The sequence below is a fragment of the Streptomyces achromogenes subsp. achromogenes genome, assembly GCF_000720835.1.
Lineage (GTDB): Bacteria > Actinomycetota > Actinomycetes > Streptomycetales > Streptomycetaceae > Streptomyces > Streptomyces achromogenes.
The window spans coordinates 102,182-114,969 of sequence record NZ_JODT01000006.1 but is presented as its reverse complement, the minus strand read 5'-3'; the positions used below and the strand labels follow the sequence as shown (position 1 = coordinate 114,969).

General features: G+C 74.5%; 9 protein-coding genes and 1 pseudogene. 8 read left to right on the top strand and 2 right to left on the bottom strand.

Translation table 11 applies throughout. From position 1 onward, the window contains the following. Positions 1–612, top strand: a complete 612-nt coding sequence (locus IH25_RS0108090; protein WP_030605349.1) for a TetR/AcrR family transcriptional regulator — start codon at positions 1–3, stop codon at positions 610–612. A 23-nt stretch (positions 613–635) separates the two neighbouring features. Continuing rightward, positions 636–1,793 (top strand): acetyl-CoA C-acetyltransferase, encoded by a 1,158-nt coding sequence (locus tag IH25_RS0108085; RefSeq protein ID WP_030605347.1) that lies wholly within the window; start codon positions 636–638, stop codon positions 1,791–1,793. Positions 1,794–1,990: 197 nt separating this feature from the next. Here IH25_RS0108085 and IH25_RS0108080 read toward each other — a convergent pair whose 3' ends face one another. Both IH25_RS0108080 and IH25_RS0108075 read right to left on the bottom strand, forming a co-directional pair. Then, on the bottom strand, positions 1,991–2,872 hold the full coding sequence (locus IH25_RS0108080; RefSeq protein WP_030605345.1) for a hypothetical protein: 882 nt from the start codon (positions 2,870–2,872) through the stop codon (positions 1,991–1,993). 192 nt (positions 2,873–3,064) lie between these two features. Then, positions 3,065–4,819, bottom strand: a complete 1,755-nt coding sequence (locus IH25_RS0108075; RefSeq protein ID WP_030605343.1) for a glycoside hydrolase family 35 protein — start codon at positions 4,817–4,819, stop codon at positions 3,065–3,067. A 129-nt stretch (positions 4,820–4,948) separates the two neighbouring features. On the opposite strand from IH25_RS0108075, the pseudogene IH25_RS0108070 reads away from it, so the two are divergent. The 6 genes and pseudogenes from IH25_RS0108070 to IH25_RS0108045 all read left to right on the top strand — a co-directional run. Next, positions 4,949–5,821 (top strand): annotated as a pseudogene (locus IH25_RS0108070) (helix-turn-helix domain-containing protein); the annotation flags it as partial. A gap of 51 nt (positions 5,822–5,872) precedes the next feature. Next, a complete protein-coding gene (locus IH25_RS39165) occupies positions 5,873–6,235 on the top strand; it encodes a chorismate mutase (protein WP_030605637.1) in 363 nt (120 codons plus the stop codon). Between the two features lie 116 nt (positions 6,236–6,351). Beyond that, complete coding sequence (pepN, locus tag IH25_RS0108060; RefSeq protein ID WP_030605340.1) at positions 6,352–8,862, top strand: aminopeptidase N; 2,511 nt, start codon at positions 6,352–6,354, stop codon at positions 8,860–8,862. Between the two features lie 91 nt (positions 8,863–8,953). After that, positions 8,954–9,781 carry an NAD(P)H-binding protein gene (locus tag IH25_RS0108055; protein WP_030605338.1) on the top strand — a complete coding sequence of 276 codons (828 nt, stop codon included), beginning with the start codon at positions 8,954–8,956 and terminating at the stop codon, positions 9,779–9,781. Positions 9,782–9,967: 186 nt separating this feature from the next. After that, a complete protein-coding gene (locus IH25_RS0108050) occupies positions 9,968–11,326 on the top strand; it encodes a pyridoxal phosphate-dependent decarboxylase family protein (RefSeq protein WP_107058350.1) in 1,359 nt (452 codons plus the stop codon). Then, positions 11,323–12,735 (top strand): lysine N(6)-hydroxylase/L-ornithine N(5)-oxygenase family protein, encoded by a 1,413-nt coding sequence (locus IH25_RS0108045; RefSeq protein WP_030605332.1) that lies wholly within the window; start codon positions 11,323–11,325, stop codon positions 12,733–12,735. The genes IH25_RS0108050 and IH25_RS0108045 overlap by 4 nt, the downstream gene beginning before the upstream one ends. Positions 12,736–12,788 lie beyond the last annotated feature (53 nt).

Sequence of the window (12,788 nt, the reverse complement as noted above, 5' to 3'; positions counted from 1 at the left end):
GTGCCGACCAAGAAAAAACCCCAGGTGACCGCAGCAGCGGCCCGGCGCGGCGAGCTCCTCGGCACCGCTGCCGAGGTCTTCGCCGAGCACGGCTACAACGCCACCACCGTCCGCAGGATCGCCGACCACGCCGGAATCCTCGCGGGCAGCCTCTACTACCACTTCGACTCCAAGGAGTCGATGCTCGAGGAGATCCTGCGGACCTTCCTGGACGAGCTGTGGGACGGCTACGACACCGTCCTCGCCTCCCGACTGGGGCCCCGCGAGACCCTGGAGGCCCTGGTCACCGAGTCCTTCCGGGAGATCGACCGGCACCGCGCCGCCGTCGCGATCTACCAGAAGGAGAGCCGGCAGCTCGTCACCCAGGACCGGTTCGCCTTTCTCGCCGAGTCCCAGCGCCGGTTCGAGAAGGCATGGCTCAGCACCCTCGAACGCGGGGTCGCCGAGCGGGTCTTCCGCGCGGACCTGGACCTCCGGCTCACCTACCGCTTCGTCCGGGACACCGTGTGGGTCGCCGCCTCCTGGTACCGGCCCGGCGGCAAGCACAGCCCCGAGGAGATCGCCCGCCAGTACCTGTCGATGGTGCTGGACGGGATCGCCGTACGCGAATAGCCCCATTCCCCCAGGGAGTTGCCATGGCCGAGGCCTACATCGTCGAAGCGGTCCGCACGCCCGTCGGACGGCGCGGGGGAGGACTCGGCGCGGTCCACCCGGCCGACCTCGGCGCCGGAGTGCTGACGGCGCTGATGGAACGCTCCGGGATCGACCCGGCCGCCGTCGACGACGTGATCCTCGGCTGCCTGGACACGGTGGGCCCGCAGGCCGGAAACATCGCCCGCACCTGCTGGCTGGCCGCCGGCCTGCCCGAGGAGGTGCCCGGCGTCACCGTCGACCGGCAGTGCGGCTCCTCCCAGCAGGCGGTGCACTTCGCCGCGCAGGCCGTGCTCTCCGGCACCCAGGACCTCGTGGTCGCGGGCGGGGTGCAGAACATGTCCCAGGTCCCCATCGCCTACGCCTCCCGGCAGGCGACCGTCCCCCTCGGCCTGACCGACGGCCCCTTCCACGGCAGCACCGGCTGGCGCGCCCGCTACGGCGACCGGCCCGTCAACCAGTTCGCCGGCGCCGAGATGATCGCCGCCCAATGGGACATCTCCCGCGCGGAACAGGAGGAGTGGGCCCTGCGCTCGCACCGGCGCGCGCTGCGCGCCATCGACACCGGCCGCTTCGTCCGCGAGACCGTCCCCTACGGCCGGGTCGGCGTGGACGAGGGCCCGCGCCGGGACACCTCCCTGGAGAAGATGGCCGCGCTCCGGCCCGTCCTCGACGGCGGCACCATCACCGCGGCCTGCTCCTCCCCGGTCTCCGACGGCGCCGCGGCCCTGCTGATCGCCTCCGAGCGCGCCGTACGCGACCACGGACTGCGCCCGCGCGCCCGCGTCCACCACCTCTCCGCGCGCGGCGGGGACCCCATCCGCATGCTGACCGCGCCCATCCCGGCCACCGCGCACGCCCTGAGGAAGACCGGCCTGCGCATCGACGCCATCGACCTCGTGGAGATCAACGAGGCCTTCGCCCCGGTCGTCCTCGCCTGGCTGAAGGAGACCGGCGCCGACCCCGACAAGGTCAACGTCAGCGGCGGCGCGATCGCCCTCGGCCACCCGCTCGGCGCGACCGGCGCCCGCCTGATGACGACCCTGCTGCACGAACTGGAGCGCACCGGCGGCCGGTACGGCCTCCAGACCATGTGCGAGGGCGGCGGCCAGGCCAATGTGACGATCATCGAACGGCTGTGACGAGCGCCCGAGGCCCGTCCGCGCCCCCGCCCGGTCTCATCGAGCGCCTCGCGGTCCCCGCCAGTCCGGTCAGCACCTCCTCCGCCCTCGCCGACTTCAGCACCATCGGCTGTCGGCCGCCGGCAGGCGGAGACTGCTGACGGAGGCGGAGCCGCCGGGGGGTGTACGGCACGTGGACGCCCCATACGGCTCGACGGCTACGTGTCGCACTCCAGCACCGTCCGGCACAACCCGCACCGCGCCCGCACCCGCCCCTGTACCGGCACCCTGATCCGCTGGTGGCAGGTGGGGCAGGGGAAGGAGACCCGGAGCCGGCCGGCGGGGTCGGCGGCGAAGGCGTACGGCGTGGCCGGCGGGCCGTCGCGGGCGTGCCGGCGGTCCTGGGCGTAACGGCGGCGGCCCGCCCAGCCGGCGGCGGTCAGCGGCGGCTGCTGCCCGTCCCGGCGGGCCCGGTCCCTGCCCTTGACGTAGGCGGTGTACGCCTGCGGGCTGGTGAACCACGGGGACGGGTCCTCGCCGAACAGCAGCGCCCGCTTGGCCAGGACGTAACCGAACTCCTCCGGGGTGAGATAACCCAGCTTCTGGGAGGAGACCGCGTCCTCCCGGTAGGCGTCCAGCAGCAGCCACCCCGCGCCCAGGTAGGCCGTCGCCGTGTCCGTCAGGATCTCGTTCTCCGCCGTGGTGGGGAAGGCGAGGTCCAGGCGGTGCAGATAGACGTGCGCCACCTCGTGGGCGAGGGCCGCGCCGATGTCGGCGCGGTGGGTGCGGAACCGGTCGTTCAGCTCCACGAAGTACTCGGGGCCCGCCGCCAGTTCGACGTTCGCCGCGTGGGTCATCTCCCGGAAGCCGACGATCAGCCGCGCGTCCGGCAGCCGGAAGTGCCGCACGATCTCCCGGGCCACCCGCTGCGCGCCCAGATGCAGATCGTCCGTGTCGCAGAAGGCCACGCCGGCGGGGGCCACGCTGGCCGAGAACGTCTCGATGGTGTCCCGGGACAGCCGCCGGTACAGCGCGGTGACGGCGGCCCGCACCGTCTCCAGGTGCGGGTAGCCGTGTTCGACCGGTCCGCCGTTGGCCACGTCGGCACCCCCTGAAGCCGCCGGAACTTTTCTCCACTGTAGGCGGGAGGGACCCCGGCGCACGGTCCCGCACGAAGGGGGCCGGGGGGCGGCTGTCCGGGGGGCCGGGGGCGGCCGGCCGGACGCGCGGCACCGGCGCCCGGCCAGGCAAGCCGCACCGGTGCCCGGTCGGGCAGGCCGCACCCGCCGCCCTCACACCGGCAGCAACCGCGGAGCCGGCGCGTCCGGCCGGCCTTCGTCCAGGTCCAGCACCCACACCTCGTTCTCGCCCTCCCGCAGCACCGGCCCGGGCACGTACAGCGACCGCTGGGGTCCCACCGACCAGAAACGGCCCAGGTTGAAGCCGTTGATCCAGACGAACCCGCGGGTCCGGCCGGGCAGCTCCAGCCGGGCGTCCCCGGCCCCCCGGACCGTGACCGAGCCCCGGTACAGCCCCGGCGCGTGCCTGCCCGGCGGCGCACCGAAGGGCACCGCGGCCACCCCGCCGGCGAACGCGTCCAGATCGAGCCCCCGCGCGCGTACCCCGTGCAGATACTGCCGCTCGTGCAGGATGCCGCCGGTGATGCCCTTCGGCTCCCCGAGCCGGGGCCCGTAGTTCACCCGCCCCAGGGACTCCACCCACAGCTCCACGCGCGCGTGCCCGGCGACCGGCTCCGCCAGCCGCGGCTCCGCCTCCGTGAGCACCCCGGCCCGCTCCCCGTCGACGTACACCACGGCGAGGTCGCGCAGCCCGCGCACGGACAGCGGGTACGGCCGGCGCGGGCCGGGCACCTCGACCGCGTAGCGGACCAGGCCCCGGGTGATCCCCAGCTCCTCGAACACGGGCGGCACCGGCGTGAGCGTCTCCGGCCCGCCCAGCGCCCCGAGCACCTCCGCCAGGGACGCCCAGCCGGTGAGCGCGGCCTCGGCCGGGGCGCCCAGCACGGCGGGCGGCGGCAGCAGCCCGGGCAGCGGACCCGGCACGTAAGCGGCCAGCACCTCGCGGAAGCGCCGGAACTTCTCCGTGGGGCGGCCGTACTCGTCCACCGGCGCGTCGTAGTCGTAGGAGGTCACGTCCGGCTCCAGCGGCCCGTCGTGCAGCGCGCCGCCCCGGTTGGCACCCGCCCAGCCCCCGAAACTCGTGCCGCCGTGCGCCAGGTAGAGATTCACCGACGCCCCGCACTCCAGGATCTCCCGCAGCGCCCCGGCGGCCTCGGCCGGATCGCGTACGGCGTGCCCGCCGCCCCAGTGGTCGAACCAGCCGCACCAGAACTCCATGCACATCAGCGGACCCTCCCGGCGGTGCCGGCGCAGCGTGTCGAACGCCACGCGCGCGTGGGAGCCGAAATTCACCGTGGCGAGCACCCCCGGCAGCGAACCCCCGGTCAGCATGTGGTCCTCCGGACCGTCCGAGGTGCACAGCGCCGCGGTGACCCCCTCGGCGCGCAGCAGACCGGCCAGCTCCTCCAGATAACCGGTGTCGCTGCCGTAGCTGCCGTACTCGTTCTCCACCTGGACCAGGACCACCGGGCCGCCCCGGTCGCTCTGGCGGGGCACGATCTCGCGCAGCAGCCGGGCGAACCAGGCGCGCACCCGGGCCAGGTAGCGCGCGTCACGCGTACGCGCGCGCGTGCCCGCCTCGCCCGTCAGCCACGCCGGGAGCCCGCCGTTCTCCCACTCGGCGCAGATGTACGGGCCCGGCCGCACGATCGCCCACATGCCCGCCGCGCCGACCGCGTCCAGGAACCGGCCGACCGCCCCCACGTCCCGGAAGGTCCCCGGGCGCGGCTCGTGCAGATTCCACGGGACGTACGTCTCCACGCAGTTCAGGCCCATCGCCCGCAGCATCGCCAGCCGGTGCCCCCACTGGGCCTCGTGCACCCGGAAGTAGTGCAGCGCCCCGGACAGCAGCCGCACCGGGCGCCCGTCCGCCCAGAACCCCGATTCCCCCACCGTGAACCCGCTCAAGCGCCCTCCCCGCCGCTGCCTCCCGCCGTCCGCGTCCAGCCTCGCCCCCTTCCGGCACCCGGCGCCATGGACGAAGATCGGCGCTGCTTGGACAAAACCGCGCCGCACAACCCGCCGGGAGGAGCGCCGATGTACCGGACCTGGATGCGGTTCTTCAGCCCCGCCCCCGCCCACCAGCGCCTCGGCCTGGTCTGCCTCGGCGTCGGCCTCCAGCACGGCGCGCTGCCCCCGGTCGGCCCGCGCACCCTCGACCACCACGTGGCCGTGGTGATCAGCTCCGGCGGCGGCTGGTACCGGGGCGCCGACGGCCGCCGGACGACCGTCACCGCGCCCGCGCTGCTGTGGCTCACCCCCGGCGTGCCCCACCACTACGCGCCCGATGCCGGCACCGGCTGGGACGAGGGCTTCGTGGACTTCACCGGACCCGCCACGGCCGCCTACCGCGAACTCGGCTACATCGACCCCGACCGGCCCGTGACCCCGCTCGCCGACGCCTCCGGCCCGCGCACCGTCATCGCCCGCATCGCCCGCGCCGCCCGCCCCGGCAACCCCCTGCTCCAGGCCGAGACCGCGGCCGCCGTGCACGAACTCCTCGTCGCCCTGCGCCGCGCCCGCGCCGACCTCGCCCAGGGCGGCGACCAGGTGCTCGCCGCCCTGGCCCGGGACGCCTGCACCCCGATGAGCGTCGCCGACCACGCCGCCCGGCACGGCATGACCACCACCGAGCTGCGCGGCGCGGTCCGCCGGGCGGCCGGCTGCACCCCCAAGGACTACCTGCTCGGCATCCGCCTCGGCCGGGCCAAGGAACTCCTCGCCGCCACCGAGCTGCCCGTCGCCGCCGTCGCCCGCCGCGTCGGCTACGACGACCCCGCCTACTTCTCCCGGCTGTTCACCCGGCGCGTCGGCCTCGCCCCCGTACGCTTCCGCGCCCAGCAGGGCCGTACCGTGCCCGGCGGCTGGAGCGACCGCGTCCCCGACCCCGGCGACCCACCGCTGATCCAGTCCTCGGACACCCCGGCGACGCGGCCCGCCCACCGCATAAAGTGGGCCCCCATGACCACCAGCAACACCGGCCCCGATGCCGTGGACCCCGAGGTCCGCCAGGAACTGGAGCGGCTGCGCGACAGCATCGACAACATCGACGCGGCCGTCGTCCACATGCTCGCCGAGCGTTTCAAGGCCACCCAGCAGGTCGGCCGGCTCAAGGCGCTGCACCAGCTGCCGCCCGCCGACCCCTCCCGCGAGGCCCGGCAGATCGCCCGGCTGCGCCTGCTCGCCGAGAACGCCAAGCTCGACCCGGCCTTCGCCGAGAAATTCCTGAACTTCATCATCGCCGAGGTGATCCGGCACCACGAGCGGATCGCCGAGAACACCCAGACCGGACAACCGGCCCACGAGACACCGGCGGAGCACTGACCGGACACCGCGGGGCGCCCGGGGGCAAGCCGCCGCACCGGGCGCGCACGGGGGCCGGCGCCGATGTACCGGTCCGCCCCTGTGCGCTGCCGACGGCATCAGGCAGCATGGCCCCTATGTCCGTACTCACGCGCGACGAAGCGCAGCTCCGAGCAGAGATCCTCGACGTCCACCGGTACACGGTCGAACTCGACCTCACCACCGGCGACGAGACCTTCGACTCCCGTACCGCGATCCGGTTCACCGCCCGGTTCGACGGGGACACGTTCGTCGAGTTGAAGCCTGCCGAGCTGCGCGGCGTCACGCTCGACGGTCAGCCGCTCGACACCGGCTCGCTCACCGGCAACCGGCTGCCGCTGCACCACCTCACCGCCGGCGAGCACGAGCTGCGCGTCCACGCCGTCATGCGCTACTCCCGCACCGGCGAGGGCATGCACCGCTTCACCGACCCCAGCGACGGCGAGACGTACGTCTACACCCAGCTGTTCATGGACGACGTCCAGCGCGTCTTCGCCGCCTTCGACCAGCCCGACCTCAAGGCCGTCTTCGACGTCCGCGTCAAGGCACCCGAGACCTGGACCGTCCTCGCCAACAGCGTCACCACCCGCCAGGACGACGGCGCCTGGCAGGCCGCGCCCACCCCGCCGATCTCCACCTACCTGGTCGCCGTCGCCGCCGGCCCCTGGCACTCGGTGCGCACCGAACACCGCGGGCTGCCCTTCGGCATCCACTGCCGCCGCTCCCTCGCCCCCCACCTCGACGCCGACGAGATCCTCGACGTCACGCGCGCGTGCTTCGACCGCTACCACGAGAAGTTCGAGGAGCCCTACCCCTTCGACTCCTACGACCAGGCGTTCGTCCCCGAGTTCAACGCCGGCGCCATGGAGAACCCGGGCCTGGTCACCTTCCGCGACGAGTTCGTCTACCGCTCCGCCGTCACCGACACCGAACGGCAGTCCCGCGCCATGGTCATCGCGCACGAGATGGCCCACATGTGGTTCGGCGACCTCGTCACCCTCAAGTGGTGGGACGACATCTGGCTCAACGAGTCCTTCGCCGAGTACATGGGCTACCAGACCACCGCCGAGGCCACCCGCTTCACCGGCCCCTGGACCCAGTTCGGCGTCACCCGCAAGGCCTGGGGCTACGACGCCGACCAGCGCCCCACCACCCACCCGGTCGCCCCCGACAACGTCGACGACACGGCCTCCGCCCTGCTCAACTTCGACGGCATCTCCTACGCCAAGGGCGCCTCCGCGCTGCGCCAGCTCGCCGCCTGGCTCGGCGAGAAGGACTTCCTCGCCGGCATCAACACCCACTTCGCCCGGCACAAGTTCGGCAACGCCACCCTCGCCGACTTCATCGACTCCCTCGCCTCCGCCACCGACCGCGACGTGGCCGCCTGGGCCGACAGCTGGCTGCGCACCACCGGCGTCGACACCCTCGTCCCCACGATCACCGCCGCCGCCGGCACCTGCACCCTGACCGTCGACCGCGCGGGCAGCCGCCCGCACCTCCTCGGCGTCGGACTCTACGACCACGCCCTCGCCGACGAGGGCCGGCTGGTGCTGCGCGAGCGCATCGACCTCGACCTGCCCCAGACCGGCCCGCAGCCCATCGGCAAGCGCCCCGCGCTGGTCCTCCTCAACGACGGCGACATCACCTACGCCAAGATCCGCTTCGACGCCGCCTCCTTCGCCACCCTCCGCACCACACTGTCCGGACTGCCCGACCCGCTCACCCGCGCGGTCGTCTGGAACGCCCTCAGGGACGCCGTACGCGACGGCGACCTGGCACCCACCGCCTACCTGGAGACGGCCCGCGCCCACCTGCCCCGCGAGACCGACCTCGCCATCGCCCAGGGCGTCCTCGCCTTCGCCGCCGGCCAGCTCACCGGGCAGTACCTCGCCCCGGACCACCGGCCGGCCGCCCTGGCCACCCTCACCTCCCTCTGCCGCGACCTGCTGCGCCGCACCGAGGACGGCGACCACCCCGGCCTGCGGCTGATCGCCGTACGGCACCTGATCGACGTGGCCGCCCACCCCGAGACCATCACCGCCTGGCTCGCCGACGGCACCGTGCCCGGCGGCCCCGAACTCGACCCCGAACTGCGCTGGCGCATCCTCGCCCGGCTCGCCGTCCTCGGCGCCACCGACGAGGCCGCCATCGCCGCCGAGCTGGCGAGCGACCCGAGCGCCGCCGGCCAGGAGGGCGCCGCCCGCTGCCGCGCCGCGCTGCCCGACCCGGAGGCCAAACGCGCCGCCTGGGACGCCATGTTCGCCGGCGACGACCTGTCCAACTACCTCTTCACCGCCACCGCCCAGGGCTTCTGGCAGCCCGAACAGGCCGACCTGGTCCGCCCGTACGTGCCCCGCTTCTACGCCGACGTGGCCGCCGTCGCCGCCCGCCGCGGCCCCGCCATCGCCACCGCGGCCGGCCGCTGGTGCTTCCCCGCCCACGCCGTCGACACCGACAACCTCCGGCTCGGCGAGGAACGCCTGCGCGCCGACGACCTCACCCCGGCGCTGCGCCGCGCCCTCGCCGACCGCCTCGACGACCTCGCCCGCGCCCTGCGCGTCCGCGAGGCACAGCGGCCCGGACAGCAGGGCGTACGACCGACGACGTAGGGCCCGGCTGGTCCCTGCCGACGATGCGGCCACGGGCCGATCTTCCTAGGCTCGGACGGTCAGTGATCATCCGAGCCCTGGAGGCAGCACCGTGATCGCAGTGACCGGCGCGACCGGCAACGTCGGCCGTGCCCTCGTCGACCGACTCCTCGCCGCGGGAGCGCCCGTCCGGGCACTGACCCGCGACCCCGCCCGGGCCGGCCTGCCCGAGCGGGCCGAGGTGGTCGCGTTCCGCCCCGACGACCCCGCCGCCCTGTTCACCGGGGCGACGAAACTCTTCCTGTACGCCCAGGCCGTCACCGCCCCGCTGCTCGCCGCCGCCCGCGACCACGGCGTACGGCACGCCGTCCTGCTCTCCAGCGGCCTCCTCCGGGACGGCGCCGACGAGACCCACCCCATCCACGTCATGCACGCCACCGCCGAGCGGCACATCCGCGACAGCGGCCTCGCCTGGACCTTCCTGCGGCCCAACGCCTTCGCCACCAACGCGCTCCAGTACGCCCCGCAGGTCCGCGCCGGCGGCGACACCGTCCGCGGCGTCTACGCCGACGCGCTCTCCGCACCCATCCACGAGGACGACATCGCCGCCGTCGCCGAACGCGTCCTGCTCGACGACGGGCACGAGGGCGCCGTGCACCGGCTCACCGGACCCGCGGCGACCAGCAACGCCGGACAGGTCGCCGCGATCGGCGACGCGCTCGGCAGGAAGCTGGCGTTCGAGGAGGTGGACCCGGCCGAAGCCGGCCCGGAACTGTTCCCGTACGTGCAGCCGCAGATGCTCGGCCGGCTGCTGGAGACCGTCGCACAGTCCGTCGGCGTCCCCCCGGAGATCACCGGCACCGTCGCCGACCTCACCGGCACCCCGGCCCGCCCCTTCGACCAGTGGGCCCGCGACCACGTCCCGGACTTCCGGCCCTAGCCCACCGGCCCCTTCGGGGCAAGAGCAGTACACACTTTCGGGTTCCGTTCGCCGGGCTTCGGGGACACAGGGCTCTCTTCCGGTACAAGCTGGCACTCCACCCACACGCCACCCCCCCCCGGGCCCGGCAGGCCCGCCCGGCGTTCTTCATGCCCCGGAGGAGAGCCCATGACCGCAGAAGCGGCCCTGAGCGCACCGCCGCTCGCCTCGGGCCCCGAAGGCCCCGACGCGCTGCGGCCCCTCCTCGCCACCGTGCTCGACGCGCTCGCCGCCGGCACCGCCGAGCGCGGCGGCCCGCTGCCCGCCGGCGGCCCCGACGCCGTCACCGCGCGCGTCGCCGCCGCCCTCGGCGACCCCCTGCCGGACACCGGCGACCCCCACGCCCTCCACGCCCTCGTACGGGCCCTCGCCGCGGGCGCCGCCGACCCCGCCGACCCCCTGTGCGCCGCCCATCTGCACTGCCCGCCGCTCGCCGTGGCCACCGCCGCCGACCTCGCCGCGAGCGCCCTCAACCCCTCCCTGGACTCCTGGGACCAGGCCCCGGCCGCCTCCGCCCTGGAAGCCGCCGTCACCCGCGCCCTCGCCCGCACGGCCGGCCTCGCCGACGCCCTCGTCACCACCGGCGGCACCGAATCCAACCAACTGGCCCTGCTGCTCGCCCGCGAGGCGCACGGCAGCGACCTGCGCCTCGTCTGCTGCGCCGGCGCCCACCACTCGCTGCCGCGCGCCGCCTGGCTGCTCGGCCTGCCCGCCCCGGTCGTCCTCCCGGCACCTCGCGGCACCCTCGACCCGGCCGCCCTCGCCGAAGCCCTCACCGCACTTGCCGGCCCCGTGCTGGTCGCCGCCACCGCCGGCACCACCGACGCCGGCCTCATCGACCCTCTGCCCCGGATCGCCGCCCTGTGCGCCGCCCACGGCGCCCGGCTGCACATCGACGCGGCCTACGGCGGCGGCCTGCTGTTCAGCGACCGGCACCGCGACCGGCTCGCCGGGCTCGACACCGCCCACACCGTCACCCTCGACCTGCACAAACTCGGCTGGCAACCGGCCGCCGCCGGCCTGCTCGCCGTGGCCCGCCCGGACGAACTGGCCACCCTCCACCAGCGCGCCGACTACCTGAACGCCCCCGACGACACCGAGGCCGGACTCCCCGACCTGCTCGGCCGCTCCCCGCGCACCACCCGCCGCCCCGACATCCTGAAAATCGCCGTCACCCTCAGAACACTGGGCCGCGACGGCCTCGGCGCCCTGGTCGACCACGTCTGCGCCCGCGCCCACGAGTTCGCCGCCCTGATCGCCGCCCACCCCGGCTTCGAGCTCTACGACCGGCCCGTCATCAGCACCGTCCTGTTCCGCCCCGCCGCGGCCGCCGACGACACCGTGGCCGCCGTCCGCCGCAGACTCCTGCACCAAGGCCGCGCCGTGCTCGGCCGGGCCCGGCTCGACGGCCGGCTCTGGCTCAAGGCCACCGTCCTCAACCCCCGAAGCCGGCCGGACGACCTGGCCCGCCTGCTCGAACTCGTCGAAGGAAGCACCCCCGGATGACCCACCCCCCACGCCAGGAACCGACCTCCCCACGCGACCTGGTCGGCATCGGCATCGGCCCCTGCAACCTCTCCCTCGCCGCCCTCGCCCACCCGCTCGCCGAACTCGACGCCGTCTTCTACGAACAGCGCCCCGGCTTCGACTGGCACCCCGGGCTGCTCATCGAGGGCACCACCCTCCAAGTGCCGTTCCTCGCCGACCTCGTCACCCTCGCCGACCCCACCAGCCCCTGGAGCTTCCTCAGCTACCTCAGGAACCACGAACGCCTCTTCCCCTTCTACTTCGCCGAGCGCTTCCACATCCCACGCGCCGAATACGACGCCTACTGCCGCTGGGTCGCCGGGCAACTGCCCGGACTGCGCTTCCGCCACCAGGTCGACGCCGTCCGCTGGAACCCCGAACGGGACGTCTTCGAAGTCGACTTCACCCAGCTCGACACCGAGGGCGAAGCCGAGGCCCTGGGCCGCACGTACACCCGCAACATCGTCCTCGGCATCGGCACCGCCCCCTACGTACCCGACCCCCTCCAGCCCCTGGTCGACGCCCCCGGCGTGCCCGTCCTGCACGCCGCCGACTACCTCGGCCACCGCGACACCGTCCTCGCCGCCGGACACATCACCGTCGTCGGCTCCGGACAGTCCGGCGCCGAGGTCTTCCTCGACCTGCTGCGGCACCGCCCGGCCGGCCGGGAACGGCTGCACTGGATCGGCCGCACCGAAGCGTTCGCCCCCATGGAGTACTCCAAACTGGGCCTGGAACACTTCACCCCCGACTACACCCGCTACTTCCACGCACTCCCCGAACCCGTCCGCGACCGGCTGGTCGCCGCCCAGTGGCAGCTGTACAAGGGCATCGACGCCGACACCCTCGCCGCCATCCACGACGAGCTCTACCGGCGCACCCTCGACGGCGGCTGGCCCGACGCCGTCCTCACCCCCGGCGTCCGCGTCCGCACCGCCGGCCGGATCGCCACCAGCGCCATCGAACTCCACCTGGAACACCTCCAGCAGGGCACCCGCTCCCGGCTCACCACCGACGCCGTCGTCCTCGCCACCGGTTACCGCGAACGCCCCCTCGGCCGGCTCCTCGCCGGACTCGACCCCTACATCCGCCGCGACAGCGGCGAACGCCCTCGCGTGGACGAGGAGTTCCGCCTCGTCCTCGACCCCTCGGTCACCGGCTCGGTCTACGTCCAGAACGCCGAACTGCACACCCACGGCGTCGGCGCCCCCGACCTCGGCCTCGCCGCCTGGCGCAGCGCCACCATCCTCAACTCCCTCACCGCAAAGGAGACCTACCCACTGCCCACCCGAACCGCCTTCACCTCCTTCGGCCTCGACGACCCGGCGGACCGGGTGCCACAGGCCCGGCAGCCCAAGCGGCTCACCCCACTGGTCGACGGCCCCTGACCGGCCCCGCCCCCGACCAGACCCACCGGGCGGGACCGCCAGGCCGGAACAAG

What these genes read in the sequence shown, in the direction of transcription:
- IH25_RS0108085 (WP_030605347.1), top strand. Translation starts at nt 636, where the DNA reads ATGGCCGAGGCCTACATCGTCGAAGCGGTCCGCACGCCCGTCGGACGG.
- IH25_RS39165 (WP_030605637.1), top strand. Translation starts at nt 5,873, where the DNA reads ATGACCACCAGCAACACCGGCCCCGATGCCGTGGACCCCGAGGTCCGC.
- pepN (WP_030605340.1), top strand. Translation starts at nt 6,352, where the DNA reads ATGTCCGTACTCACGCGCGACGAAGCGCAGCTCCGAGCAGAGATCCTC.
- IH25_RS0108045 (WP_030605332.1), top strand. Translation starts at nt 11,323, where the DNA reads ATGACCCACCCCCCACGCCAGGAACCGACCTCCCCACGCGACCTGGTC.